General features: G+C 57.8%; 24 protein-coding genes and 1 tRNA gene. 17 read left to right on the top strand and 8 right to left on the bottom strand.

From position 1 onward, the window contains the following. Positions 1-20: 20 nt before the first annotated feature. Positions 21-97 (top strand) — tRNA-Arg (locus tag ACR0J4_RS07695). Between the two features lie 181 nt (positions 98-278). Here ACR0J4_RS07695 and ACR0J4_RS07700 read toward each other — a convergent pair. After that, the gene (locus tag ACR0J4_RS07700) at positions 279-1,343 is read right to left on the bottom strand and encodes a Hint domain-containing protein (RefSeq protein ID WP_170642829.1); all 1,065 of its coding nucleotides are present in this window, start codon (positions 1,341-1,343) and stop codon (positions 279-281) included. Between the two features lie 256 nt (positions 1,344-1,599). Here ACR0J4_RS07700 and iolG point away from each other — a divergent pair, with 256 nt between their 5' ends. From iolG to ACR0J4_RS07745, 9 genes are all read left to right on the top strand, one after another. Continuing rightward, positions 1,600-2,613 (top strand): inositol 2-dehydrogenase, encoded by a 1,014-nt coding sequence (iolG, locus tag ACR0J4_RS07705; protein WP_170642830.1) that lies wholly within the window; start codon positions 1,600-1,602, stop codon positions 2,611-2,613. Between the two features lie 122 nt (positions 2,614-2,735). After that, positions 2,736-3,677: a sugar ABC transporter substrate-binding protein gene (locus tag ACR0J4_RS07710; protein ID WP_170378787.1), complete on the top strand. Its 942-nt coding sequence runs from the start codon at positions 2,736-2,738 to the stop codon at positions 3,675-3,677. A gap of 84 nt (positions 3,678-3,761) precedes the next feature. Continuing rightward, positions 3,762-4,886: an ABC transporter permease gene (locus tag ACR0J4_RS07715; protein ID WP_170378785.1), complete on the top strand. Its 1,125-nt coding sequence runs from the start codon at positions 3,762-3,764 to the stop codon at positions 4,884-4,886. A 1-nt stretch (position 4,887) separates the two neighbouring features. Continuing rightward, positions 4,888-5,706 carry an ATP-binding cassette domain-containing protein gene (locus tag ACR0J4_RS07720; RefSeq protein ID WP_170378783.1) on the top strand — a complete coding sequence of 273 codons (819 nt, stop codon included), beginning with the start codon at positions 4,888-4,890 and terminating at the stop codon, positions 5,704-5,706. Positions 5,707-5,795: 89 nt separating this feature from the next. Next, complete coding sequence (iolD, locus tag ACR0J4_RS07725; RefSeq protein WP_170642831.1) at positions 5,796-7,628, top strand: 3D-(3,5/4)-trihydroxycyclohexane-1,2-dione acylhydrolase (decyclizing); 1,833 nt, start codon at positions 5,796-5,798, stop codon at positions 7,626-7,628. After that, positions 7,625-8,524, top strand: coding sequence for a myo-inosose-2 dehydratase (gene iolE / locus ACR0J4_RS07730; RefSeq protein ID WP_170642832.1), 900 nt, complete (start codon positions 7,625-7,627; stop codon positions 8,522-8,524). Before iolD ends, iolE begins: the two co-directional genes overlap by 4 nt. Before the next feature lie 48 nt (positions 8,525-8,572). Continuing rightward, the gene (locus ACR0J4_RS07735) at positions 8,573-9,754 is read left to right on the top strand and encodes a phytanoyl-CoA dioxygenase family protein (protein ID WP_170642833.1); all 1,182 of its coding nucleotides are present in this window, start codon (positions 8,573-8,575) and stop codon (positions 9,752-9,754) included. A gap of 47 nt (positions 9,755-9,801) precedes the next feature. Then, complete coding sequence (iolB, locus tag ACR0J4_RS07740; RefSeq protein WP_170642834.1) at positions 9,802-10,608, top strand: 5-deoxy-glucuronate isomerase; 807 nt, start codon at positions 9,802-9,804, stop codon at positions 10,606-10,608. Further along, a complete protein-coding gene (locus ACR0J4_RS07745; RefSeq protein WP_170642835.1) occupies positions 10,605-11,363 on the top strand; it encodes an SDR family oxidoreductase in 759 nt (252 codons plus the stop codon). The genes iolB and ACR0J4_RS07745 overlap by 4 nt, the downstream gene beginning before the upstream one ends. A 355-nt stretch (positions 11,364-11,718) precedes the next feature. Here the strand turns inward: ACR0J4_RS07745 and ACR0J4_RS07750 are convergent, their stop codons facing one another. The 4 genes from ACR0J4_RS07750 to iolC all read right to left on the bottom strand — a co-directional run bounded on the left by ACR0J4_RS07750 (position 11,719) and on the right by iolC (position 15,151). Continuing rightward, complete coding sequence (locus ACR0J4_RS07750; RefSeq protein ID WP_170642836.1) at positions 11,719-12,141, bottom strand: hypothetical protein; 423 nt, start codon at positions 12,139-12,141, stop codon at positions 11,719-11,721. Between the two features lie 356 nt (positions 12,142-12,497). Then, entirely contained in the window at positions 12,498-13,337 is an 840-nt protein-coding gene (locus ACR0J4_RS07755) for a class II fructose-bisphosphate aldolase (protein ID WP_170642837.1), read from the bottom strand. Continuing rightward, entirely contained in the window at positions 13,334-14,170 is an 837-nt protein-coding gene (locus ACR0J4_RS07760) for a 5-deoxy-glucuronate isomerase (protein WP_170642838.1), read from the bottom strand. The genes ACR0J4_RS07755 and ACR0J4_RS07760 overlap by 4 nt, the downstream gene beginning before the upstream one ends. A gap of 9 nt (positions 14,171-14,179) precedes the next feature. Further along, positions 14,180-15,151, bottom strand: coding sequence for a 5-dehydro-2-deoxygluconokinase (gene iolC / locus ACR0J4_RS07765; protein ID WP_170556601.1), 972 nt, complete (start codon positions 15,149-15,151; stop codon positions 14,180-14,182). Between the two features lie 122 nt (positions 15,152-15,273). Between iolC and ACR0J4_RS07770 the strand changes: the two genes are divergently transcribed. Both ACR0J4_RS07770 and ACR0J4_RS07775 read left to right on the top strand, forming a co-directional pair. Further along, entirely contained in the window at positions 15,274-16,377 is a 1,104-nt protein-coding gene (locus ACR0J4_RS07770) for a Gfo/Idh/MocA family protein (protein WP_170642839.1), read from the top strand. 38 nt (positions 16,378-16,415) lie between these two features. Next, positions 16,416-17,549 carry a Gfo/Idh/MocA family protein gene (locus tag ACR0J4_RS07775; protein WP_170642840.1) on the top strand — a complete coding sequence of 378 codons (1,134 nt, stop codon included), beginning with the start codon at positions 16,416-16,418 and terminating at the stop codon, positions 17,547-17,549. Here the strand turns inward: ACR0J4_RS07775 and ACR0J4_RS07780 are convergent, their stop codons facing one another. From ACR0J4_RS07780 to ACR0J4_RS07790, 3 genes are all read right to left on the bottom strand, one after another. Beyond that, complete coding sequence (locus ACR0J4_RS07780; RefSeq protein ID WP_170642841.1) at positions 17,550-18,548, bottom strand: LacI family DNA-binding transcriptional regulator; 999 nt, start codon at positions 18,546-18,548, stop codon at positions 17,550-17,552. It abuts the gene before it with no gap. Positions 18,549-19,261: 713 nt separating this feature from the next. Beyond that, a complete protein-coding gene (locus tag ACR0J4_RS07785) occupies positions 19,262-20,359 on the bottom strand; it encodes a Gfo/Idh/MocA family protein (protein WP_170642842.1) in 1,098 nt (365 codons plus the stop codon). Between the two features lie 12 nt (positions 20,360-20,371). Next, entirely contained in the window at positions 20,372-21,082 is a 711-nt protein-coding gene (locus ACR0J4_RS07790) for a GntR family transcriptional regulator (protein WP_170642843.1), read from the bottom strand. A 105-nt stretch (positions 21,083-21,187) separates the two neighbouring features. On the opposite strand from ACR0J4_RS07790, the gene ACR0J4_RS07795 reads away from it, so the two are divergent. Genes ACR0J4_RS07795 through ACR0J4_RS07815 form a run of 5 tightly spaced genes read left to right on the top strand, consistent with a single transcriptional unit; the run spans position 21,188 to position 25,678 of the window. Beyond that, entirely contained in the window at positions 21,188-22,342 is a 1,155-nt protein-coding gene (locus ACR0J4_RS07795; RefSeq protein WP_170642844.1) for an LLM class flavin-dependent oxidoreductase, read from the top strand. After that, positions 22,342-23,232, top strand: a complete 891-nt coding sequence (locus tag ACR0J4_RS07800; RefSeq protein ID WP_170642845.1) for an aldo/keto reductase — start codon at positions 22,342-22,344, stop codon at positions 23,230-23,232. The genes ACR0J4_RS07795 and ACR0J4_RS07800 overlap by 1 nt, the downstream gene beginning before the upstream one ends. Then, complete coding sequence (locus tag ACR0J4_RS07805; RefSeq protein WP_170556584.1) at positions 23,232-23,747, top strand: flavin reductase family protein; 516 nt, start codon at positions 23,232-23,234, stop codon at positions 23,745-23,747. The genes ACR0J4_RS07800 and ACR0J4_RS07805 overlap by 1 nt, the downstream gene beginning before the upstream one ends. Positions 23,748-23,800: 53 nt before the next feature. After that, positions 23,801-24,388, top strand: coding sequence for a TRAP transporter small permease subunit (locus tag ACR0J4_RS07810; RefSeq protein ID WP_170642846.1), 588 nt, complete (start codon positions 23,801-23,803; stop codon positions 24,386-24,388). Continuing rightward, positions 24,389-25,678: a TRAP transporter large permease gene (locus ACR0J4_RS07815; protein WP_170378746.1), complete on the top strand. Its 1,290-nt coding sequence runs from the start codon at positions 24,389-24,391 to the stop codon at positions 25,676-25,678. Positions 25,679-25,681: the final 3 nt, after the last annotated feature.

Consider the following 25,681-nt stretch of genomic DNA (forward strand, 5'->3'; position numbering starts at 1 on the left):
ACCAGCAAGAAGGGCGCAGCGGTCCCTTAGCTCAACTGGATAGAGCAGCTGACTTCTAATCAGCAGGTTGAGGGTTCGAGTCCTTCAGGGATCGCCATTTCACCCAAGAAAAACACGCGGCTTGTCCGATCCGTTCTTCGCTTTGGCGGGGAAGGTTCAGAAGGGCTGGCTGAGGGGGTCGCGCCAGCCCTTCTTTAGAGGGTTACTGAGTGGTAGGAAAATCAGTAACCAATGATTAACAAATGCGCACAGCGCGCGAAATTGGGGGATTCCCGTAGTTACTGTGCCGCTACGCGGGCTCCTGTGGTGTTCAAACGGGATAGATGGGGCCTGAGAACAGCCGCTTCATGTGGTTTCAGAATGGGTGCAGCCGTCGGCCCATAAGCGTCGGAATTTACCCGCAGCTCGGGGAAAAGTGACATTATTTCAGCGCGCTGCGGGCGATCCAGCGCTCCGATCGAAGTCGGGGTCACGAAAAAACTCTCGCTAAGGACGCCTTCAGATCTGATGATCTGATGCTGATCGAACATAATATGCCAATAGCTGACATGCCCGCCTTCGCGAATCGATACTCCGTTCATGCCGCATAGGAACTTGGCTGCCACCAATGCGCGGGGCGCGCCAAACAGAAGCTCGGCTACGCTGGTGTCGATCATCATCCGGTGCTGCTGCGAGACGACTAGTTGTCTCGGGTTCCCCAGCGTGTTGGGGGCAAAGACCACAGGGGCAAAGCGCCCGGTTGCCGGAACGGATGTGCTCCCGATCCACAGAACTGGCTGCAGGCCGTTGTCCCGTGTCCAGACCTTTTGACCGACGTGGATCTGCTGCACGGGAACCGAACCGTCGGCTGTTTCGATCAATGTGTCCTCAGCAAAGCAAGCCACATAGTCCGAATACAGCGAAGACCCCGTATTCGATCCCGCAACCTTGACGTAGGACGCCCCATCTATCAGCCGTTCCGAGGCCGCGAAACCCCAGACATCTGAGGTCACGCCGTTTTGCGAAAAGACATACAGCCGGATGACAGGTCCGGTTTCTAGACCGTTTTCGTCAAGTTGCCGAATGTCGATGAAGGATTCGGATTCCACAGGAGTACCATTGGCCACGATGCCACCGCCATCGGTGACTGTGTGACCAAAGGCCTGATCATCTTCGAACACATCTGGATTGCCCGAGGTGTCATCTACAGTGACCGTGGTTCCGCCGCCCGCCGTATATTGGAAAACAGTACCGTTCGGCGTGTCTGAGTTGTTGCGGATTGGCGTGCCTACAATCCCCGCGCTGGGGCTAGACGTTACCATCATGTTTTCGCTGTCGACCGAAAAGAAACTACGCAGAACCATCTAGTACCCGTCATGATTGCTGTTGCTTTGAGCGGCCTGAACAGACCATTTGCGGCGCACCCTAGGGTGGTTCTCGACCCCGACCAATTCACGTCATCTTGAGCGTCAGGCTTATTTAGGCTTCGCGTATTCAATTGTTGTTGAGGTGACGACTGCATCGCCCGCAGACCTTGATCGGAGGACCGATGATAAAACTATTGCAACCGGTTGCAAAAAAATCCATTGTTACGCCACAGAACAGGATTCGAGGGTTTGGATGTTGAAGGTTGGATTGCTGGGCGCCGGACGGATCGGGCGGGTGCATGCGCGGGCGATATCAGCCCATCCGGGCAGTGTGCTATGCGCGGTCTCGGATGCCATGGCTCAGGCGGCAGAGGATCTGGCCAGTGACCACGGCGCTGAGGTTCGAACCTCGGACCAGATCATAGCGGACCCAGAAATTGACGCTGTGCTGATCGCGACGCCGACAGACACGCATTCAGACCTGATCGAAGCCGCAACAGCGGCGGGTAAAGCTGTTTTGTGCGAAAAACCCGTCGATCTGGACCTTCAGCGCGCCATTTCTTGCCAGCAGTCGGTTGCGGCCCATGGTCAGCCCGTGATGATTGGTTTCAACCGTCGGTTTGATCCCAGCTTTTCGGCATTGAAAGCAGCTGTGGATACAGGCGACATCGGCAAGGCCGAATTGCTGTCCATCACCTCGTTTGACCCAGCTCCGCCGCCGTTGAGCTATGTCAAGGTTTCAGGTGGCCTGTTCCGGGACATGATGATCCACGATTTCGACATGGCGAATTTTCTGATGGGAGAGGTCCCGACAACGATTTCCGCTGTCGGGTCGTCGATCGTCGACCCAGAAATCGGCGCAGCCGGAGACGTGGATACCGCCGTTGTCACAATGACTTACGCGGATGGTCGTATCGCGGCCATCAAGAATTCACGCCGTGCGGTCTATGGCTATGATCAGCGGGTCGAGTTGCTGGGTTCCGAAGGTCTTCTGCAAGCGCAGAACATGCTGGAAAACACGGTTGTCAAATCGACCTCTGCTGGCGTTGTCGGCGCCAAACCTACCTATTTCTTTTTGGAACGCTACATGCCGGCCTATCAGGCCGAGTGGGCCGCTTTTGTGGTGACAGCGGCCTCGGGCGCGCAGGTTCCGGTCTCGCTGGAAGATGGGGTTGCAGCCCTCGCCATGGCCGAGGCGGCAACGCTGTCGGCGCAGTCTGGTAGGCCGGTTCATCTGGCTGAAGTTTTGAAACCGGTTGCAAAATGATTGAATTTCTTCAAACTGAAAACAGCTCGGATACAGACCCGGGCAATACAGATTCGGCCCAACCGAATAAATGGAGCTGATAGCCTAGGACGAAAACAGACGGTTTTATGGGAGGAAACCAAATGAACAAGTTTGTGAAACGAGTACTGATGGCCAGTGCTGTCGCGGTGGCGGCCGCAAGCGGTGCCGCGGCTGAAGGCGAAAAGTACATCCTGGTCAGCCATGCCCCAGACAGTGACAGCTGGTGGAACACGATCAAGAACGGTATCGCTCTGGCTGGTGAGCAGATGGGTGTCGAGGTGGAATATCGCAACCCGCCTACTGGTGACCTTGCGGATATGGCGCGCATCATCGATCAGGCTGCGGCCTCTGGTCCCAACGGTATCATCACCACGTTGGCTGACCCGGATATTCTCGAAGGCCCAATCAAAGCGGCTGTAGATTCCGGGATCGACGTGATCATTATGAACACTGGGACACCCGATAAGGCACGCGAAGTTGGTGCCCTGATGTATGTCGGGCAACCCGAATATGACGCTGGTTACGCGGCTGGTCTTCGTGCGAAAGGTGACGGCATTGGCTCTTTCCTTTGTGTGAACCACTACATAGTCCAGCCATCCAGCCAAGAGCGTTGCCAGGGCTTCGCGGACGGTCTGGGTATTGAACTTGGTGAACAGATGATCGACGCGGGACAGGATCCGGCGGAGATTAAAAACCGCGTTCTGGCCTACCTGTCGGCTAACCCAGAGACGGACGCTGTTTTGACGCTTGGCCCGACCTCTGCCGATCCAACCATCTTGGCGCTTCAAGAGAACGGCATGGCCGGTGACATTTATTTCGGTACGTTCGATCTGGGTGGCGAGATTGTCAAAGCCATCAAGGACGGTACCATTCAGTGGGGAATCGACCAGCAGCCGTTCCTGCAGGCCTACCTGCCGGTTGTTGTTCTGACTAACTACCACCGTTACGGCGTTCTGCCTGGCAACAACATCAACTCTGGCCCCGGTTTCGTGACCGCGGACGGCCTGGAGAAAATCGAAGAATTCGCAGGTGAATACCGCTGATCTTCCTAGCTGAGCGGGCGTGCTAAGGCGCCCGCTCAGACCTACTTCCATTTTTTCTGGATCACCCGCGAGGGGAGGACCACAATGTCTGAGTCAGCTCAATCCACGGCAGTTGAAGATGAACGGATCAAAGAGATCTCGCCGCTGCGCCGTGCTCTGATCCGCCCTGAGCTGGGTGGAATTGTCGGCACCGTCGCCGTATTCACGTTTTTTCTGTTGTTTGCCTTCGATAGTGGCATGTTTACCAGTCAGGGTGTGCTGAACTGGTCAATCGTTTCGGCGCAGTTCATGATCATTGCCGTAGGGGCGTGCCTGCTCATGATCGCAGGCGAATTTGACTTATCGGTCGGTTCGATGATCGGCTTTGCCGGGATGATGATCGCGATCTTCTCAGTCACACTCAGTTGGCCCGTGTGGATGGCTATCATTGTGACGTTTGCGCTCTGTGTGTCGATTGGGGCCTTGAACGGTTTTATCGTGGTGCGAACTGGCCTGCCCAGCTTTATCGTGACTTTGGCCTTTCTGTTTATCCTGCGCGGCTTCACCATTTATCTGCCGCAAACCATTGAGCGGAAGACGATCATTGGCGGCATCAAAGACGTCGCGGAGGGTGACTGGCTGGCGTCGATCTTCGGTGGCAAAGTCGGACAAGGGTTCTTCACTTGGCTTGGCGAAAACGGTTTGATCGAAACGTTCGAGCGTGGAACGCGCGCGGGCCAGCCTGTTGTTGACGGTATTCCCATGCTGATTGTCTGGGCCATTGGTATCATTATTTTTGGTCACGTGCTGCTTACTAAAACCAAGTTTGGCAACTGGATTTTCGCAGCGGGTGGCGACGCCGAGGCAGCGCGGAATTCAGGCGTGCCAGTGAACAAAGTCAAAATACTGATGTTCATGTTCACCGCCTTCTGCGCCACGGTCTTCGCCACCTGTCAGGTTATGGAGTTCGGCTCGGCTGGTGCAGACCGCGGTTTGCTCAAGGAGTTTGAAGCGATTATTGCGGTTGTAATTGGCGGCGCGCTGCTGACCGGCGGATATGGCTCGGTTCTGGGGGCTGCTTTAGGCGCTTTGATTTTTGGCGTGGTACAGCAGGGGCTGTTCTTTGCTGGCGTTGAAAGCTCATTGTTTAGGGTCTTCTTGGGGATCATCCTGTTGGGTGCCGTAATCCTGAACACCTATATCCGCCGCATCATCACAGGAGAACACTGAGATGACTGACGATACCAAGTTCCACCATGGGGACGTGCAGGATAGCAAGCCGATCATTCGTATGGTCGACATCCAGAAACACTTCGGCTCGGTGATTGCGCTGGCAGGCGTCAGCTTTGATCTTAAACCGGGGGAATGCCACTGTCTTCTCGGCGACAATGGTGCAGGCAAATCGACCTTCATTAAGACGATGTCGGGCGTTCACAAACCAACTTCGGGCGAGATTTTCTTCGAAGACAAGCCGATGCATTTTGAAGACCCGCGCGATGCTATTTCAGCGGGGATCGCAACAGTGCATCAGCATTTGGCCATGATCCCGCTGATGAGTGTCAGCCGCAATTTCTTCATGGGCAACGAACCTACGCGCAAAGTGGCCGGAATCAGCTTCTTCGATAAGAAGCTGGCTGACGAAATCACTATGGAAGAGATGCGCAAGATGGGCATCAATCTGCGTGGCCCTGATCAGGCTGTGGGCACCCTGTCTGGAGGGGAACGCCAGACGGTTGCGATTGCGCGCGCCGTTCATTTCGGCGCCAAGATCTTGATTTTGGACGAGCCGACCTCGGCCCTTGGGGTGCGGCAAACTTCGAACGTGCTAGCGACCATCGACAAGGTGCGCAGCCAAGGCGTCGGAGTGGTTTTCATCAGCCACAACGTGCGCCACGCGCTGGCCGTCGGCGACCGCTTTACCGTGCTGAACCGGGGCAAAACGCTGGGCACCGCAAAACGCGGCGAGATCACACCTGAAGAACTACAGGACCTGATGGCGGGAGGACAGGAATTGGCCCAATTGGAAGGGTCACTGGGCGGAACGGTTTAACGCCGTTCCCCCAAAACGGGACCATTCGGTCCGACATCCAACGAAATCGCAGAACTGGCCGGAATGGCCTTGTGTTGAAAGGGATCACAATGGGCAAGACCGTCCGACTGACCGCAGCGCAAGCTTTGGTGCGCTATCTGGGTGCCCAGATGAATGAGGCCGGAGAGCCTTTCATCGCAGGTGTCTGGGCCATTTTCGGCCATGGCAATGTGGCCGGGCTGGGTGAGGCGCTGCATGGTGTCAAAGACACGCTGCCAACCTATCGCGGCCACAATGAACAGACGATGGCGCATTGCGCGATTGCATATGCCAAACAGATGCGGCGCACACGGGCGATGGCGGTGACCTCGTCCATCGGGCCGGGCGCGACCAATATGGTCACCGCTGCTGCGCTGGCCCATGTGAACCGCCTGCCGGTTCTTCTGCTGCCGGGCGACGCCTTCGCCTCGCGCGGGCCGGACCCGGTGTTGCAACAGATCGAGAGTTTTGGCGATGGCACCATCAGCGCAAATGACTGTTTCCGCCCAGTCAGCCGCTACTATGACCGTATTTCGCGCCCCGAGCATCTGCTGACCGCTCTGCCGCGTGCTTTCCGCACGATGACAGATCCGGCGGATTGCGGGCCGGTCACTTTGGCTTTCTGTCAGGACGTGCAGGCCGAGGCCTATGACTATCCCGAAAGCTTCTTTGAACCGCGCGTGTGGTTCCAACGCCGTATTCGCCCGGACGAAGGCGAGCTGGCGCGCGCCGTAGCCGCAATTTCAGCGGCCAAACGACCAGTCATTGTCGCAGGCGGTGGGGTGCATTACTCGGATGCAACCGACGCCTTGCAGAGCTTTGCTGAGACACACAATATCCCGATCACCGAGACGCAGGCCGGCAAATCCTCCTTGGCCTGGGATCATCCTCTTAACCTGGGTCCGATTGGTGTGACGGGCGGTGAGCCGGCCAATGACATCTGCGCGGAGGCCGATCTGGTGCTGGCCGTTGGTACGCGCTTGCAGGATTTCACGACCGGCTCGTGGGGCCTGTTTTCAAACCCAGCGCGCGAGATGATCTGCCTCAACACAGCCGCCTATGATGCTGAGAAACACGGCGCGATGCCGTTGCAATCCGACGCGCGCGTTGGCTTGCAGGAGCTGGGCACCGCGCTGCAGGGCTACAATGCTGATCCTGTGGCCGACACACTCAAAGCGGATTGGTTTGGCAAGGTTGACGCGCTGACCGACGCGCCGGGTGACGGGAACGCTCTGCCCACTGATATGCAGGTGGTGGGTGCGGTACAGCGTGCCTCGCATGACGACACGGTGGTGATGTGCGCCGCTGGCACAATGCCGGGTGAGCTGCACAAGCTGTGGAAAGCGCCGCGACCCGGGGCCTATCACATGGAATACGGGTTCAGTTGCATGGGCTATGAGATCGCAGGCGCCATGGGCATCAAGATGGCCCAACCGGATCGCGACGTGATCTGCTTTACGGGCGACGGCACCTACATGATGGCGAACTCGGAAATGGCGACGGCGGCGATGATGGGCGTGTCCTTCACCGTTGTGATCACCGACAACCGGGGCTTTGGCTGTATCAATCGGCTGCAAATGGGCACCGGCGGGGCCGAATTTAACAACCTGCTTGATCACACTGTCCATGAAACTGCCTCGAACATCGATTTCGCGGCACATGCGGCGGCAATGGGCGCGACCTCGGCCAAGGTCAGCTCGATTGCCGAGCTTGAGGACGCGTTGGCTAAACGCGGCGACATCACAGGGCCTTACGTGGTGGTCATCGACACCGATCCTTACCCCTCGACCGAATATGGCGGCACGTGGTGGGAAGTCGCGGTGCCCGAGGTCAGCACCCGCCCCGAAGTGAATGAAAAACGCGCGGCCTATGAGGTTGCCATCAAGGAAAGAAACACGAAATGAGCGTGAAAATCGGGATCTCTCCGATCGCGTGGCAGAATGACGATCTGCCGGACCTGACGGCGGCATACACCATGGAACAAGCGCTGCAGGAGTCGCGTCAGATTGGTTACACCGGCGTCGAACGGGGTCAGCGGATGCCCAGCGATACCGAGGGGCTGCGTGCCTACCTTGAGGGCAACGATATCGCGCTTTGTGGCGGCTGGTGTTCCGGTGCGTCGTTGGTCAATGACTTTGCGACGGAACGAGACGCCGTTCGCGAACAGGTAGAACAGTTTGTGGCGTTGAACAGCCCGTGTATCGTTTATGCCGAATGCTCCAACACCGTTCAGGGCCAGATCGGGACGCCGGTCAATGACCGCCCGAAACTGTCGAAGGATGACGTGCTGTCCTACGCGGTCAAGCTGACCGAACTGGCAAAATGGATGGGTGATCAGGGCATGCCAATGGCCTATCACCACCACATGGGCACGATCATTGAAAGCGAAGATGACGTGAACTGGTTGATGGAGGGTTCAGGCCCCGAGGTGAAGCTGTGCTTTGACACCGGCCACCTGCTGTTTGGAGGAGGTGACGTGATGGCGACCCTGAACCGCTGGGGCGACCGTGTGCATCACGTGCATTTCAAGGATATTCGCCCCGCCATCGTACGGGACGTGCGGGAAAACAACCGCAGTTTCCTGGACGCCGTGATTGCAGGCGCGTTCACGGTGCCCAGTGACGGCTGCATTGATTTTCAGGCGGTCGCAAATGCGCTGAAAGCGATGAACTATGACGGTTGGATCGTCGTTGAGGCAGAACAGGACCCGGCCAAAGCGCCGCCCTATGAGTACTCCAAAAAAGGCTACGACCATATCGTTGACGTCTGCGGCAAGGCAGGATTGGAGATCACCGCTTAGCACACCGCCCCAAGGGGCAACACCGAAGCCATGAGAAAGGAGAAAGTCATGGTAAATCAAGACCTCGGATACATCGGCTATTTTGACCGGGAATCCTGTGATCTGGATGAATTCAAGGTGTTGACCTCGCAAGCCCTTTCGACGGACGCGGTGCCATTTGCTGCGTCCGTAGAAAACAATGTGCCCGTCTATGACATGCAGGCTTTGCGACCGCTACTAGGGCAAGCAGACAAGCGGCAGGCCTTGCTGGCCGAATGGGCTTGGGTTCTTGCCAAATCCGCAGGCGTCATCGCCCTGAAACAGGCGTATCCGGACACGAGTGTGATCGACCGGGCCACAGATGTATTCCGCCAGATCATCGAAGACGAACGTCAGGGCGGTGGGGGTGAGGGCGACCACTTTGCGGCCTCTGGGGCCAATGACCGGATCTGGAACGCGTTGCAGAAACAGTGCCTGCGCGATCCCGAGGGCTTCGCTCTCTATTTCGGAAACACCTCGATTGCCGCCGCGTGTGAGGCTTGGCTTGGCCCGAACTATCAGGTCACGGCTCAGATCAACCAGGTGCGTCCCGGCGGGCAGGCACAGCAAGCGCATCGTGACTATCATCTTGGGTTTCAGACGGCAGACAGCGCAGCACGCTATCCCGCGCACGCGCATTTTCTAACGGCAGCTCTGACATTGCAGGGCGCTGTAGCGCATTGCGATATGCCGGTAGAGTCCGGCCCAACCAAGCTGCTTCCGTTCTCGCAGCTTTATGCGCCCGGATATCTTGCCTTCCACGACACGGAGCACCGCGCGCATTTCGAAGAGAACTACGTACAGCTGCCTTTGCAAAAAGGTGATGCCGTGTTCTTCAACCCTGCGCTGTTCCATGCAGCGGGCGAAAACCGCAGCGCGGACATTCATCGCATGGCAAACCTGCTTCAGGTGTCCTCGGCCTTTGGTCGGGCGATGGAGGCCGTGGATCGCCGCGCGATGTCCGAGGCGGTGTTTCCGTCGCTCATCACCTTGAAACAGCGGGGCGACCTGACCGCGACACAGCTAGAGGCCGCGATCGCCGCAACTGCCGAGGGCTATCCTTTTCCGACCAATCTCGACACGGACCCTCCGGTCGGGGGGAATGCGCCGGACAGTCAGGCGGATATCCTGCGCCGCGCTGTGGCCGAGGGGTGGTCCGAGGCGCAGCTTTCGAATGCGCTTTCGGCGCTGACCAAACGGCAATCCGCCTGAAATAAGAACCGGGCGGTTGCATAGACCGCCCAATACCGGAGACCAACATGGCAGATTTGCTCAAGAAACCATTCGGCACCCGTGGCAAGGTCCACGACATCACTCCGGCCAGCGCAGGGTGGCGTTATGTCGGGTTCGGCCTCTACCACCTGCGTGCGGGCGACAAGGCGACCGAGGTCACTGGAGATCGTGAGGTCATTCTGGTCATGGTCGAAGGCAAGGCGCAGATCTCCGGCGCCGGGCAGGATTGGGGCGTTCTGGGCGACCGGATGAATGTGTTCGAGAAATCACCGCCTCATTGCCTCTACCTGCCCAACGGCACCGAATGGGAGGCCGTGGCCGAAACCGATTGCGTCATCGCCGTCTGCTCGGCCCCCGGCAAAGGCGGGCATCAGGCCCGGCGGATTGGGCCGGATGGCATCACTCTGACCCAGCGCGGCAAGGGCGTGAACACACGCCATATCAACAATATCGCGATGGAGAATGAAGACTACGCCGATAGCTTGCTGGTGACCGAGGTGTTCACCCCGAACGGCCATTGGTCCTCATACCCCAGTCACCGCCATGATGAGGATGACTTCCCGCGCATTACCTATCTCGAGGAAACCTATTACCACCGCCTCAACCCGGCCAACGGGTTCGGAATTCAGCGCGTCTATACCGATGACGGCCAGCTGGATGAAACGATGGCGGTCTCGGATGGCGATGTTGTGACCGTTCCGCGCGGCCACCACCCTTGCGGAGCGCCCTTTGGGTTTGAGATGTACTATCTGAACGTCATGGCCGGACCTTTGCGGAAATGGCGCTTTGTCGCGGCCCCCGAGGTCGAGTGGATTATGGAGCGTGACGGATGACCCGAGAATTTGCCACTTATCCCAGTCTGAACGGCAAGACCGTTTTCATCACCGGCGGTGCTGGAGGAATCGGAGCGGAAACGGTTCGGGCCTTTGCTGAACAGGGGGCCAAGGTGGGGTTTCTGGACCTCAACGCGGATGCGGGCCATGAGCTGTTGGCAGAACTCGAAGGTGAGCATGCCTTTGCCCAATGCGATCTACGCGATATCGATGCGCTGCGCGATGCGCTGGAGCAACTGACCGAGGAACTGGGCGCAGCGCATGTTCTGGTCAACAACGCAGCACAAGATGACCGACATGACTGGCGCGAGGTTACAGCGGACTATTGGGATGAACGCATGGCGACCAATATCCGCCATATGTTCTTTGCCATTCAGACGGTTGCCCCCGCAATGATCGAACGGGGTGCGGGTTCCATAGTCAATCTGGGGTCGAATTCCTGGTGGGAGGCCGGCGCAGGTTTCCCTGCCTACGCCACCGCCAAATCTGCGGTTCATGGCCTCACCCGAACCATGGCGCGCGAGCTGGGGGATCACCGGATCCGCGTAAACACTGTTGTCCCCGGCTGGATCATGACCCAGCGCCAGAAAGACCTGTGGGTCACGCCCGAGGCGCTGGCAAAACAGGTTGACCGCCAATGCCTGCCGGACCCGATCGACCCGGTCTACGTGGCGCGGATGGTGGTATTTCTGGCCTCAGACGACGCCGCCATGTGCAGCGCCGGGAATTTCATGGTCGAGGGCGGCTCGATCTAGTTTGAAGCGCCCCTTAATTTGAACGTTCGGTATTGGCCAACCAATTGACCTGCTGTTGCCAGAAATCTCGAAGAAGCACTGGCTAGCTATTTTAGACAAGTATTTTGGTAAATAAACACAGCTTCGCCGAAACCTGTCGCTCAAAACGGCTTCATCGAGGGGAACCAGAGCGGACGTTGCAGCCGCTGTCTGACGCAACGCCAACGGCGGTTTTCGGGCGAGCGCCAAAAAATGACATTGATCAGATTGAAGTAGGGGCTCGCCCCTGAAACTAGTCGTGCTATAGCGCTGATCAACAAGATAAAAAACGCCAGTTTCGACTATGAAGAATGGCTGGAGCGGATTTTGTGCTTGGTCAGAAAGCTTGGCATTCACCCATAATCAGATGGTCTGTCAGCAGCTCTTTACCGTCTTCTCTAGCTGTGTCCTCGCCTAGCCAACCGCCAGGGCTAACAAAGCTCACAAGGAACCGATTATTATCCGTCGAGAAACTAAAAACCATAGTTGCAACGAGTGGATTGGTGCATGTCACCACGTCTGGTGCTTTAGTCGGGAAGTACTTCTCGCACGAGTAAAGAGTTTCACTACCCTGCACACCGGACATTTCCGACATGGAACTATTGAAGCGAATGGCATATCGCCGTCCAAAATCATTGTCTCCGTAGGTAGGCAGCCAGTCGCTACCTTCTAGCTGCAAGCCAACTATGTGCTGCTCTGTGCAATAGAGTGTGATCCCCTCTGCAAATGCTGGACGAACCACCACAAACAGCGCGAGCAAGAATATTAACCAACTTCCGTGCATACTGCTTAGTACCCTTCAAGCCCATTTCTAGATGAGCCTTTGCTATTCTGTGGTCTTGGTTAAGACCAGCATTCGAGAGCACTTAGATTCTCATCACTACAGTGTGCAGCTTCAGCGCAAGTTCACCCTGAAGCTGTGTGTGCTTTCGACTTATGACCCGAATACGGCCCTTTGCTGTAACTTTTCGAAGGAGCAAGTTGAGCTCCTCTTCCTGTTTCGCCAGGCGCTGGCCGAAGGTCTGCTTCACCCAAAAGTTCACATATTGTTTCCGATACAGGCAATCTATCTGGCCAAACAGGCTAAAAGATGAAGCCAATCATATTTAGTTCTCGCTATCTCTGAGGCGGTGCCCCAAAGGCGCGGATCACGGTGCGGGCGGCGGCTTCGACTGGGTCTTGGGTCTCTTTAAGGATGGTAACGCGGTCGAACCGTTCGGGGTCGCTATTCACGGCGTCGCGCAGGGCGTTGCCAAAGGCCATGCGCAGCTCGGTCCCGATGTTGAATTTGCAGATCGAGGTCCCTTGGGCCAAGCGCGTGCGCTGTTCGACCGGCACGCCTGAGCCTCCGTGGATCACCAGCGGAACTTCGGTCAGCGCGTCGATCCGGGCGATGCGGTCTTCGTCAAGACCGCCTTCCTTGTTCTGCTGCAGGTGGACATTGCCAACAGAGATCGCCATCGCATCCACGCCTGTTTCACGGGCGAATTGGGCGGCCTCCACGGGGTCAGTTCCGTTCGAGCCTTCGCCGTCGGAGTAGCCCACGAACCCGATCTCTCCTTCGCAGGAAACCCCGGCCGCGTGGGCCATTTCGGCAATCGCGGCGGTCTCGTCTATATTCTGCTGCAACGGTTTGCGCGACCCGTCGAACATCAGCGACGTAAAACCACTGTCCAGCGCGATCTTGCAGTCCTCATACGTGTACCCATGGTCCAGATGCGCGACCACAGGGACTGAGGCCCCCTCGGCCAGATGGCGGAACATTTTGCCAAGGATGGGCAGGGGCGTGTGTTCGCGACAGCTAGGACCGGCTTGCAGGATGACCGGCGCGTTTTCGGCCTCGGCAGCGGCCACATAGGCGCGCATGTCCTCCCAGCCGAGGGTTACCAAACCGCCGACGGCATAGCCCTGTTCATAGGCCGGCTGCAGGACGTCTTTCAGGGTGACAAGGGTCATTTAAACTTCGCGATCATGTCTTTGATGCCCGGAATCGTCTCGACCTGATAGGCATGGGTGGGTTGGAAATACTGCACCAATGGGCGCTGCGTCAGCCCGCCGAGGATGGTGAAATAATACATCTCATATCCCGGCAACACGCAGCAGGGATGATAGCCCTTGTCGATACAAACGGTCGAGCCATCGACGATGTGATAGGCATCCCCCGGTTCGTTGTCTTCGCGCTGCAACATCTGCAGGCCCGAGCCCCAATTGGGTTTGAAACGGAAGTTATAGGTCTCGTCGTGGCGTGTCTCATCCGGCAGGCGGTTGGTGTCGTGTTTGTGGCTGGGAAAGCCCGACCAGCCTCCTTGGCCGACGGTGAACAGCTCACTCACCAACAGGCGACCGACCTTGTCCTCTTGTTTTTGCCCCAGGATATGTTTGATCTTGCGATGCGTTTTGGTGTCGTCGCTGCCGTACTGCACGAGGTCATGCTCGCGCACATCGAACGGGTCCAGAACCTTGTCATACTTGGCCCCGGCGATGAAAACCTCGGCCTCATCCGACACGCAGACCAGCTGCGTTTTGGCGCCAACCGGGACATAGACGCCCTCTGGCTCACCATCCCACACGTCCTCGCCCCGGTTGCCCAGTTTGGCGAATTGCACGCCTTCGACGTCCACATCCACGGAGCCGGTGGCGGGGACGATGCAGGTCTCATAGCCCGGTACCTGGTATTCGAACGCCTCTCCGTGCTTGAGTTTGACGATGTTGAAATAGTTTAGTGGAACCAGCGGATCGTCGACATCGACGATTGCTTTGTTTTGGTTGTCATGGGGCGCGATATGCATGGGGGCCTCCTATGTGGTCGGGCCGGGGTGGTCGGCCAGAAACGCATCCAGCTCGGGTGTTGTGGGCATGGCGGGGGCGCATCCGGGTTTCGAAACCACGATGGAGGCGCAAGCCGATCCGCGCATGACGGCTTCTTCTAGCGAATAGCCTGCGGCGACTGAGGCCAGCAAACCTGCCATAAAGCTATCCCCTGCTCCGTTAGGTTTGACTGCGGTAACCGGGTAGATGCCCGTGTGAATCTCATGACCGTCCATCATCGTGACGGCACCTTTTTCACCCATCTTGTATATCACGATGCGGCCCGGCTTTTCGGCCAATTCCTTGGCCTTTGCGAACCCTTTTTCGATACCGCCGGCCATGAAGCCGAATTCCTCGTCATTGCCGACAATCAAGTCGCTGGCCTCTCCGGCCCGGGACAGGACGTCGGCCGCCACTTCGGGCGATGGCCAGCTATAAGGACGATAGTCGATATCGAAAATTATTGGTAACCCTGCGGCGCGGGCATTGTCAAAAGCCCGAAACGTGGCGCTGCGCGATGGTTCCGCTGCAAAGACAGTTCCGGCGGATATCACGGCTGAAAATGCCGCATAATCGATCCGGTCCATGTCCTCTTCGGTGACTTGGAAATCGACCGCTCCGTTGCGGTAGATAACGTTCTGAAAATTCTCGATCCGGCTTTCATAGATCGCCAGGGATATGCGGAATTCACCGCCGACAATGCGGATGTAAGAGGTGTCGACACCGTAGTGCCGCAGGCGGTTCAGACAGAATCGACCAACTGCATCGTCCGAGACCGACGTAACCAATGATGCCTGACTGCCGAGCTTGACCAGACCCGCGCAAATATTGGCCGAGGACCCGCCGAGATCGGCATGGAAAGTGTCGGCATCCTCGCTTTTGACGCCGATTGGATCGGCAAACATATCCATTCCGGCACGACCGAAAACCGCAAACCGATTTCCTTTGATGCCCTCGATCATAGCGCTCACGTGATGTTCCTCCGGCGTAACGTCGTAGGCAAAGTTTGGACCTTGCGTTGAATCGATTCACACGATACTGATTTTGCAACCGGTTGCAAATAGTATGTTCGGAGCCGCGACAGATGCCTGAAATCGGAATTGGAATTGTTGGTGGCGGCTATATGGGCAAGGCGCATTCTGTTGCCATGTCTGCCGTGGGCGCTGTGTTCAACACTGCTCTGCGTCCGCAGCTCGAGGTAATTTGCGCCTCGTCCCCTGAAAGTGCCGAACGATACCGTGCGGCCTATGGGTTCCAGCGCGCGACCGACGATTGGCGCGCTTTGGTTGAGGATCCGAAGGTCGACGCGATCGTCATCGCATCGCCTCAGGAAACGCACCGCCAGATCACCGAGGCGGCCTTTGCCATGGGCAAGCCGGTCCTGTGCGAAAAACCCTTGGGCGCATCACTCGAGGACAGTCAGGCGATGACGCGCGCGGCCGAGGATGCCGGCGTGGTCAACATGGTGGGTTTCAACTATATCCGCACGCCTGCCAGCCAATACGCACGCAAACTGATTGCAGACGGCGAGATCGGCGACATCACCTGGTTTCGCGGCGAACATACCGAGGATTTCTATGCTGACCCCGACGCCCCTGCCACGTGGCGCACGACCGGCATGGCCAACGGCACGATCGGAGATCTGGCCCCGCATATGGTGAACGGCGCTCTGGCGCTGATCGGCCCGATTGCGCAGGTCATGGCTGATGTCGAAACCGTGCACCGCACGCGCCCGGGCGGAGAGGTCACGAATGATGATCACGCCCAGATGATGTGCCGCTTTGAAAACGGTGTGATGGGCAACCTCTACTTCAGCCGCGTCGCGACGGGTCGCAAGATGGGTTATGCCTATGAGATTTCGGGCACCAAGGGCGCAATCCGGTTCGATCAGGAAGATCAGAACGCCCTCTGGCTCTATCGCCGCGAGGGGCCGGAGGGGCAGCGTGGCTTCACCAAGATCCTAACCGGCCCCGCTCATCCGGATTATGAGCCCTTCTGTCAGGGTCCCGGCCACGGAACCGGCTATCAGGACCAGATCATCATCGAGGCCAAGGATTTCCTGCAGGCCATTCACACCGGCAATCCGATCTGGCCCACCTTCCGCGATGGGCATGAGGTCAACCGGGTGCTGGCGGCTGCACTGGCCTCGTCGGACCAGCGCCAGTGGAAAGATATCAGCGATTTCTGATCGCTCTAGCTGCGTAAAATTGAAGAGAGACAAAGACCATGGCAAAGCTGAAATGGGGCATGATTGGTGGCGGCGAAGGCAGCCAGATCGGACCTGCCCATCGGTTGGGCGCGCAGGCGGACGGTATGTTCGAGTTTGCGGCAGGCGCTCTGGATCATCGGCCCGAGGTAGGCCGTGAATATGCTCAGCGATTGGGTATCAACGCCAACCGTGCCTATGGCAGCTGGCAGGACATGTTGGCAGGGGAAAAAGACCGTCCCGACCGGATTGATCTAGTCACGATTGCCACGCCGAACTCCACCCATTTCGAGATCGCCAAAGCGTTTCTTGAGGCTGGTTTCAACGTCCTTTGCGAAAAGCCTATGACCATGACGGTCGAAGAAGGCGAAGAGATCGTGCGCGTGGCAGAGGCCTCGGGCAAGATCTGCGCAGTGAACTACTGCTACTCGGCCTATCCGATGATCCGGCAGGCCCGCGCCATGGTGCGGGCAGGGGATATCGGCAAGATTAGGTTAGTGGTGACCAATTTCAGCCACGGTCATCATGGGGATGCGACGGATGCCGATAACCCTCGGGTCCGCTGGCGCTATGATCCGGCGATGGCGGGTGTCTCGGGCCAATTCGCCGACTGCGGCATTCATGCGCTGCATATGGCCAGTTTTGTCTGCGATGATCAGGTGAAATCGCTGTCTGCCGATATGGCCTCGACCATTTCCAGCCGCGAGCTGGAAGATGACGCGATGATCAATTTCCGCACCGAAGGCGGCACGGTTGGTCGCCTGTGGACGTCGTCCGTGGCGATCGGGCGGCAACACGGGTTCGACATTCAAGTGTTTGGTGAAACCGGCGGTTTGCGCTGGGCGTCTGAGCAGCCCAACCAGCTGATCTACACCCCAGTCGGAGGGCGCACCCAGATCATCGAAAAGGGCGAGGGTGGTCTGCATGACGAAGTGCAACGACTGTCGCGCGTGGCCATCGCCCACCCTGAGGGCTTCCCGCTGGCTGTGGCCAATATCTACTGCGATCTGGCCGATGCGATCCGGGGTGAGGCCCGTGACGGTCTGCCCGGGGCTTCAGACGGTGTGCGTTCGATCGCCGCCGTTCATGCCGCCGTTGCGTCGGGCAAAGAGGACGGCGCGTGGAAAGACGCGCGTCCGCCAATGTTCCGTTAATCATGGACGGGGGCGCAGCGTGGCCCTCTCGATCACCCGGCAGGGGAAGATACGGGCCTCAGGGTATCTCTGAGGCTCTTTCAGCATCTCCTCGACCAGATCCACTGAGGCGTTGATGATCTGTTTGATCGGCTGGTGAATGGTGGTCAGGTCAACACTCTCCCAACGGGACATTTCCATATCGTTCAGGCCGATGATGCCGATGTCGCGCCCCGGCGTCAGCCCATGATCCTTGAGGGCCGATAGCGCGCCAATCGACAGGATGTCATCGCCGCAAAAATACCCCTCGGCCGGGGTGCCGCCCAATAGCCGCAGCATCTCGGCCCGGCCGGCATCGAATGAGTAATTCTGCGCGAAAGAATAAGACACTTCGAGGTTCGCATATTGTGCGGTTTCCTCGATGAACCCGCGATAACGGTCCATGGCCGAGGTCGCATCCTTCGGCCCCCCCAGATACCCGACGCGTTTGTATCCCCTGGCCACCAGCTCTCGCGCGGCCATACGCCCGCATTCCACGTTGTCGATGCCAACCACATGCACCTCGGGCGAGGTGGCGGATCGGCCAAAGGTATGAACGACGGGAACCCCCGCATCGTGGAACGCCTTGGCAAAGCTCGGCGGCAAGGTCGATGAGGCGACGATGGCCGCATCGACCGAGTATTGCCGCAACATCCGGACGGAATTGGCGGGCTCGGTCTCATCGGTCAGGTTCACGATCAAAGGACGCAGCCCGCGTTCCTGCAAGGCGCGTGTGAACTGGTCGAAAACCTCCAAAAAGATCGGGTTGTGGAAGTTGTTCGAGATCAGCCCGATCAGCTTGGTCCGCCCCGTTGTCAGCGACGAGGCCAGCGCATTGGGGCTATATCCAAGCTCTTTCGCGGCTTTTTCCACTTTACTGCGGGTTTTGGCCGAGACCGAGGCCCCTTCGGTAAAGGTGCGCGACACGGCTGATCGCGACACACCCGCCAGCGCGGCAACATCTTTGAGGGTGACGCTCATGGCAGGTGCCTTGCAGGCAATTGGGCGGGGAGGGCGATGGGTAGTGTCATGGTGTCAGTATTATGCACCAAGACCGCATTGCTGCAACCGGTTGCAACAATGCCACATCAACATCGTGCGAGGAGGAGCGTTTTTCAAAAGAAGCATCCTGGGTGATGAGAGACACGAAACCCAACGAACCTATGCGATCGAATTTACCGTGTAGGGTGCTGTAGTTGTGGAACCGACTACACAATAGTTCTAATGACCAAAGATCAGGCTATGCGTCCAGCCCGCCCGCATTCTGGATAAGAGCTGCACATTTAATCTCGATGCCGAGGCTCGGTACATGGGTGTTATCGGCAGGGCCATCGGATGATCGAGCAGGTCCGTCGCCGGTATCGCAAGTTGCACGACATCGTCATCATGTTAGGCACTGGTTTACTTGGAGCTTGGACGCCAACACAGAAGAAAGGTGTTTCGGTTTGTCCGGGGCAAGCGGACCTGAGCTGCATCCGCAAGAGCAACTCACTCGATCATGAAAGGCGGCCGTTCGCAGCAGGGAAGGCAAGACAAAAAGTCTAGCGGAGCATCCAAGTAGGACTGCACAAACGTAGGCTTGCACAGTCGCCATAATTGACCCTTTGCCAAATCGATTGGTGATGTCTGACATAAACTCGAGCGATATGGGGTCTTTTAAGGGCTGCAACACGCGCCCGTGTTTTTGAACCCGTTCAATCGACCATGTACACCGTTTCGCCCGTGTCTATCGCCCGTTGCGCCGCTTGCCCCATTCTGACCGCCCAGAGGCCGTCGTTTAAACTTACGTCCGGCTTATCTTTTTCGCCACGAAGCACGGCCAAGAAACCGTTGTGCTGATAGTAGGTTGATCCATTGTGATCCCCAGCCGCCAATAGGTTCGGATCCACTGGAACGTCCATGGATACGGGGCCTTTGGGATTGCGCGGACTAATGACTACGCGCGGAGGCGGAGGAGCGCCCATGTGGTCCTGCCAAAAGCGCTGGGGGCCAGGAACCAACGCTTCGATTTTAGCGTCTGGTCCGACGGCTGATATCTCTTCCTGATAGCGAGATCCTTCGGCGAACATGCAAAGTTCCAACATCGCGCGCGCACCCGAAGCAAAATCAACAAGAACATAGCCGTGATCCAGAATATCGGGGGTTTGACCATCGTAGCTCTCGTCCAAATGGTTCACCGCCTGTCCACCACTTGCCGTTATGCGTACCGGGTCGGATTGCAATATCAGACGCATGAGGTCGAAGAAGTGACAGCATTTTTCGACAAAAGTACCGCCAGTATTGCGGTTGAAGCGGTTCCAGTGGCCGACCTTGTCCAGGAAGGGAAACCGATGCTCTCGGATTGACAACATTTTTATACCACCTGTCACCTGCGCCTTCTCGATCAGAGCAGCAACAGGGGGCATGTACCGGTATTCCATCGCAACCCAAATCGGGCAGGGATAGTCGCGCTGCAACTGCTCGAGGCGAGCCCCGTCTTGCGGGTCGGTGAACAATGGTTTTTCCACCAAAAGCGGTAGCGGACGAGTTTCAGCGATTTCGCAAATCTGGTCCACATGAAGATGGTTTGGGCTAACAATGACGACGCAGTCCAGTTCTTCAACCGCCAGAAGCTCTTGCATGGAACCCACCATGGCCGCATTTGGCGCAATTGCCTTGGCAGCTTTTGCCATCTCTGGATCGGGCTCAAAGATCGCTGCTACATTGGTGCCTTCCAGCAATCCGATATTGTGCAGGTGCTCTTGCCCCATCATGCCGCATCCAATCAGCCCGTAATTGATGGTCCGGGTCATGTGCGATTCCTTTTACTTCAAACGTTGTACGTAGTTGGTCCGATCTGGGTCGAACCATGTTTTTGAGAATTCAACGGGTTCGGCGTTTTCCGACCAGCTGAACCGTTCGATGTAGCCTACCGATTGGCCCGCGGGTTTGGTGAAGTCAGGAGGTGTCCAGTCCGGTAGCGGTTGGACCGAGACTCTGTCTTCGGCTCTTGCGATCCAAAAGCCCAATTGGCGTTGATAGTAGCGATAGAGTGAATCGGACAGCAGGCTCTGGTCGATCAGGCCTGCTGATTCGTCTAGCCAAATTTCCTCGACTGCGATGATTGTATCATTCAGGTAGCGCATCCGCCGGACACGCGAACCAGCATCAGAAGCCCCGAATATTGGCAGATCGACGGGCTTCTTCAGATGGTCAACTGATAGGATATCCGCACGTGGCAGGCCGCCCCCTTCGGGTAGTTCCAGCCTAAACATTGCATAGACGCTGTTTTGTGTGCCGGTCTCGCGGATGTAGTTGCCTGAGCCCTGGATACGCTCCAACATCCCCTTTTTTTCTAGCTCAGAGAGCGATTTTCGGAGCGTTCCAACCGAGACATTCAACTCCGCCGCCATCTCACGCTCGGGTGGCAAACGCTCGCCATCGATAAGGCGCCCAGCCGCGACGTCGCGGATCAGAAGCTCCGCGATCTGAATATATACCGGCAGGGCATTTGGGTTTCGGTTGGAGGCAGACACGGTCGACGCTTCACTCGGTCGCAGGAAAAATTGATACACTATTGATCTACATCAAAGCGATTGCTACGCAAGAGGAAAGTCAAAGATGTACGGAGCGTGAATCAAATGAGCATCGTCCCCATCACATCCCCCGATCTGGATGCGGCCGAAGTTTCGTGGTTTGCCGCTTTGTGTTCAGATGACTACCAGTTCCTTGGTGTGCCCGATGGCGACCTGCGGTCGAGTTGGGATCATTGTTCCGGCATTGTGAAAGAGGCCGAAGCGCAGGGCTTCCGCAACATCCTCTGCCCGTCCTCCTATCAGGTCGGTCAGGACACGCTGAGCTTTGTCGCGGGATGCGCCCCAATCACCGACCGGATCAACTTGCTGGCCGCTGTACGCTGTGGCGAGATGCAACCGATCATGCTGGCCCGCACCATTGCGACGCTGGATCACATGCTGAAGGGGAGGTTGACGGTCAATATCATTTCCTCCGACTTTCCCGGTGAGAAAGCAGACAGCGCGTTCCGCTATCAGCGCTCGCGCGAGGTGGTAGAGATCCTGAAACAGGCCTGGACACAGGATGAGATCAATCACGCAGGCGAGGTCTATAACTTCTCAGGTCTGACCACTGACCCGGCCAAGCCATACCAGATTGGCGGGCCGCTGCTCTATTTCGGTGGTTATTCCCCCTCTGCGCTAGACCTGTGCGGCGAACACTGTGATGTCTACCTGATGTGGCCCGAGACTAAGGACCTACTGGCGGAGCGGATGAAGGCCGTTCATGCGGTCGCCGAGACCTACAACCGCACGCTGGACTACGGTTTGCGTGTTCACATGATCGTTCGGGATACCGAGGCAGAGGCGCAGGAATATGCGGATTACATCGTTTCGAAACTGGATGACGAATATGGTCGTGCAATCCGGGAGCGGGCGCTTGACTCGACCTCTCTCGGCGTTGCGCATCAGGCCAAGAACCGCGATCTGGCGGATGAATATGGTTATGTTGAACCGGGTCTATGGACCGGCGTTGGCCGTGCGCGTTCGGGCTGCGGAGCCGCTTTGGTCGGTTCGACCGATCAGGTTATGTCCAAGATCGAAGAATATCAGAAGATGGGCATCCGCGCCTTCATCTTTTCGGGCTATCCGCACATGGATGAAGCCAAACATTTCGGCGCCCGCGTGCTGCCCAACCTGAAAACCTGTTCGCTGCCCGAAGCTTATGGGCGCGTGCCTGCAACTACCCCGGCAACCCCGCTGGGCAACGGAGTTCGTCGCTGATGCAACGCGTGAAACTATCTGACTCGCTGGAAATGAGCCGCCTTGTCTATGGCATGTGGCGCTTGGGCGACGACGCAGACACATCGGCAGCGCATGTCGAAGCCAAGATCCAGGCCTGTCTGGATCAGGGTATCACCACCTTCGATCAGGCCGATATTTATGGCGACTACGGGGCCGAGGCTGTTCTGGGCAATGCCCTGCGCGCCAATCCCGGTTTGCGCCAGCGAATGGAGATCGTCACCAAATGCGACATCGTCGCGCCGATTGGCCGTTACGCGGACGCCACGGTAAAATACTATGACACCTCGCGCGCGCATATCGTGAAATCGGTGGACACGTCCCTGTCCGAAATGGCGATTGAACATATCGATCTGCTTCTGATCCACCGCCCTGATCCCATGATGGACCACCATGAGACCGGAGCTGCGCTAGACGAGGTCGTCGCCAGTGGCAAGGTCGGCGCGGTCGGCGTGTCGAACTTCCGGCCTTGGGATTGGTCACTGCTGCAATCGGCGATGAAGACCCAACTGGTCACCAACCAGATCGAGGTGTCTCTGGGTGAGATCAGCCCCTTCACCAATGGTGATCTGGCTTTTCACCAGCAACATGGTCATCCGCTGATGGCGTGGTCGCCGTTGGGGGGTGGGTTATTGATGGCCGGAAACCCGCCGGTCGGCGTTGTCGCGGATGAAATCGCAGCCGAGTTCGGCGTGGATCGCGCCGCGGTTGCCGTGGCCTTCTTGTTGGCGCATCCGGCCAACATCCTGCCAGTTCTGGGCACCAACAATCTGGACCGGATCAAACGCGCCTCGGACGCGTTGAAAGTCAAACTGGATCGTGAAAGCTGGTACCGCCTCTATGAGGCGGCACTGGGCCATGAGGTACCATGATGAATGCAATCTCAAAGGACATGACCCACACCTTCGTTCCGCACAAGGACGACACCCGCACTCTGCGCGACGCTTTCGGCCGTTTTGCGACCGGCGTCACCATCGTCACATGCGACAGCGCTGATGGCCCGGTCTGCATTACGGCCAACAGCTTTTCGTCGCTGTCATTGGACCCGCCCTTGATCATGTGGGCGGGTGACCGCAACTCGCGCCGCTTCCCCTATTTTCACAAGGCCCTTCATTTCAGCGTGCATGTGCTGTCCTCGGAACAGGCCGAGCTGTGCTTTGGCTGCTCGAAAGACGCCTTTGCGCTGCGCGACATCGCGCATGAGCGCTGTGAGAACGGAACGCCGATCCTACCGGACTGCCTGGCGCGGTTCGAATGTGAACAACACGCGTATCACGATGCGGGCGATCACGTTATTGTGGTGGGAAAGGTTCTTAAGGCCAGCATGGCGGACGGAGACGCGCTGACCTTTTATGCCGGGAAACTCGGCCAATTCGCGCAGCACTAAGCGTGATTTGACGACCGCGGGACATACCCGCGGCTGAACAAGGGAGGATCCGCATGAGCGGACTGGCATCGGTGCTTGCACCGATTGCATTCGTGAACGAAACCGTGCTGCGTCTGGGCCGCGCGGTTGGTGTCGTTGCGATTGCACTCATGGTGATCGCAATCCTAATCCAAGTGTTTTTCCGGTATGTACTGGGCAATGCACTGCCATGGCCGGATGAGGCCGCGCGGTTTTGCATGTTGTGGATGACCGGGCTTATGGCCCCCACCGCGTTCCGGCGAGGCGGCTTTGTGGCCATCGATATGCTGGAGCGCTTTCTACCGCGCGCAGTCGGCCAATCGCTCAACCTGTTCCTGCTGCTGATTTCGCTCGCTGTCCTGCTGGTCGCGGTCAATATCGGCTGGTCCGAGGTCACTGGCTTTGGCGGCAAATTCGCCACCGCCGCGCTTTACCTTCCAACCTCGCTCGGGTTCGACGAATGGTACCGCATCCCGCGCAGTTGGATGATGGCCTCATTGCTGGTGGGGATCATCCTTCTGATTTCGGTGAATATCGAGCTGATTCTGCGATCCTTCATCACTCTGCTGGGCGGGGGCCACCTGTTGCCTGAAATTCCTGATGCGGCAGTGGGGGCCGAATAAATGCTGATCTGGTTCCTACCCACCTTTCTGATTTTCCTACTGATCGGCCTGCCGGTCTTTTTTGCCCTTCTTGCCGCGCCCGGCATCCTGCTGTGGCTGAACGGACAGACTAACGACATCACGCTGCTCTATCGGAATGTCTATAACGGGATGGACAGCTTCCCGCTGATGGCGATCCCCTTCTTCATGCTCGCCGGAGAGCTGATGAACCGGGGCGGCATCACCATCCGTCTGGTCGAGTTCAGCCAGGCCCTGATGGGCCACCTGCGGGGCGGCCTTGCGCATGTGAACGTGCTGAGTTCAATCCTCTTCGCGGGCCTCTCGGGGTCCGCTGTTGCGGACACTTCGGCGCTTGGGTCGATGCTGATCCCGGCGATGGAGAAACAAGGCTACACCCGCAAATTCGCTGCCGCGATCACAGCGGCGAGTTCTGTGATCGGACCGATTATCCCACCTTCGGGCATCATGATCATTTACGCCTACGTCATGGGTGAAAGCGTCGCCGCGCTGTTCCTAGCGGGCATCGTGCCGGGCGTGATGGTGGGTGTGGGCCTTATGCTGATGATCAAACTCATGGCCGACCGCTATGACTTCCCCGTCGCCAGCCGCAAATACACATGGCCCGAACGGCGTCAGGCCAGCCTGAAGGCCTTCTTCCCGCTGATGACCCCGGTGATCATTCTGGGCGGTATTCTGGGCGGCATCTTCACACCCACCGAGGCCGCCGCCGTCGCCGTGGGCTACGCCTTCATCATCGGCTTCTTCGTCCTGCGCACGCTGACGTGGAAAGAGGTGCCCGAAGTGCTCAGCAACGCAGGCATGACCTCCGCCGTCGTCCTTCTGCTGGTCGGCGCGGCGATGGCGTTCAAGACGGTTGTCAGCCTCAGCCATGCGCCGGAACAACTGGCCTCGCTGATCCTCAGCTTGTCGGAAAACCCGCTGATCCTGCTGTTCCTGATCAACTTGCTGCTGTTCATCGTCGGCATGTTTCTGGATGCAGGCCCCGCGATCATTATCCTTGGTCCGATCCTTGGCCCCATCTTCACCAGCCTCGGTGTCGACCCGATCCACTTTGCGATCATCATGAGCGTCAACCTGACCGTCGGCCTCGCCACACCGCCAATGGGCTTGGTGCTGTTCGTCGCCGCCGCCGTATCGCGTGAGCGGGTCGAAACCATCGCCAAGGCGATTCTGCCGTTCCTAGCCGTTGAAATCATAGTGATCTTCCTGATCACCTATATCCCCGCACTATCCATGACGATCCCGAGGATAACGGGATTTGCCAACTAACTG

It is taken from the genome of Ruegeria sp. B10, from assembly GCF_056539825.1.

Excerpts from the sequence above, each read along its gene's own strand:
- ACR0J4_RS07700 (WP_170642829.1), bottom strand. The coding sequence starts at position 1,343 with ATGGTTCTGCGTAGTTTCTTTTCGGTCGACAGCGAAAACATGATGGTA.
- iolG (WP_170642830.1), top strand. The coding sequence starts at position 1,600 with ATGTTGAAGGTTGGATTGCTGGGCGCCGGACGGATCGGGCGGGTGCAT.
- ACR0J4_RS07710 (WP_170378787.1), top strand. The coding sequence starts at position 2,736 with ATGAACAAGTTTGTGAAACGAGTACTGATGGCCAGTGCTGTCGCGGTG.
- ACR0J4_RS07715 (WP_170378785.1), top strand. The coding sequence starts at position 3,762 with ATGTCTGAGTCAGCTCAATCCACGGCAGTTGAAGATGAACGGATCAAA.
- ACR0J4_RS07720 (WP_170378783.1), top strand. The coding sequence starts at position 4,888 with ATGACTGACGATACCAAGTTCCACCATGGGGACGTGCAGGATAGCAAG.
- iolD (WP_170642831.1), top strand. The coding sequence starts at position 5,796 with ATGGGCAAGACCGTCCGACTGACCGCAGCGCAAGCTTTGGTGCGCTAT.
- iolE (WP_170642832.1), top strand. The coding sequence starts at position 7,625 with ATGAGCGTGAAAATCGGGATCTCTCCGATCGCGTGGCAGAATGACGAT.
- ACR0J4_RS07735 (WP_170642833.1), top strand. The coding sequence starts at position 8,573 with ATGGTAAATCAAGACCTCGGATACATCGGCTATTTTGACCGGGAATCC.
- iolB (WP_170642834.1), top strand. The coding sequence starts at position 9,802 with ATGGCAGATTTGCTCAAGAAACCATTCGGCACCCGTGGCAAGGTCCAC.
- ACR0J4_RS07745 (WP_170642835.1), top strand. The coding sequence starts at position 10,605 with ATGACCCGAGAATTTGCCACTTATCCCAGTCTGAACGGCAAGACCGTT.
- ACR0J4_RS07755 (WP_170642837.1), bottom strand. The coding sequence starts at position 13,337 with ATGACCCTTGTCACCCTGAAAGACGTCCTGCAGCCGGCCTATGAACAG.
- ACR0J4_RS07760 (WP_170642838.1), bottom strand. The coding sequence starts at position 14,170 with ATGCATATCGCGCCCCATGACAACCAAAACAAAGCAATCGTCGATGTC.
- iolC (WP_170556601.1), bottom strand. The coding sequence starts at position 15,151 with ATGATCGAGGGCATCAAAGGAAATCGGTTTGCGGTTTTCGGTCGTGCC.
- ACR0J4_RS07770 (WP_170642839.1), top strand. The coding sequence starts at position 15,274 with ATGCCTGAAATCGGAATTGGAATTGTTGGTGGCGGCTATATGGGCAAG.
- ACR0J4_RS07775 (WP_170642840.1), top strand. The coding sequence starts at position 16,416 with ATGGCAAAGCTGAAATGGGGCATGATTGGTGGCGGCGAAGGCAGCCAG.
- ACR0J4_RS07780 (WP_170642841.1), bottom strand. The coding sequence starts at position 18,548 with ATGAGCGTCACCCTCAAAGATGTTGCCGCGCTGGCGGGTGTGTCGCGA.
- ACR0J4_RS07785 (WP_170642842.1), bottom strand. The coding sequence starts at position 20,359 with ATGACCCGGACCATCAATTACGGGCTGATTGGATGCGGCATGATGGGG.
- ACR0J4_RS07795 (WP_170642844.1), top strand. The coding sequence starts at position 21,188 with ATGAGCATCGTCCCCATCACATCCCCCGATCTGGATGCGGCCGAAGTT.
- ACR0J4_RS07800 (WP_170642845.1), top strand. The coding sequence starts at position 22,342 with ATGCAACGCGTGAAACTATCTGACTCGCTGGAAATGAGCCGCCTTGTC.
- ACR0J4_RS07805 (WP_170556584.1), top strand. The coding sequence starts at position 23,232 with ATGAATGCAATCTCAAAGGACATGACCCACACCTTCGTTCCGCACAAG.
- ACR0J4_RS07810 (WP_170642846.1), top strand. The coding sequence starts at position 23,801 with ATGAGCGGACTGGCATCGGTGCTTGCACCGATTGCATTCGTGAACGAA.
- ACR0J4_RS07815 (WP_170378746.1), top strand. The coding sequence starts at position 24,389 with ATGCTGATCTGGTTCCTACCCACCTTTCTGATTTTCCTACTGATCGGC.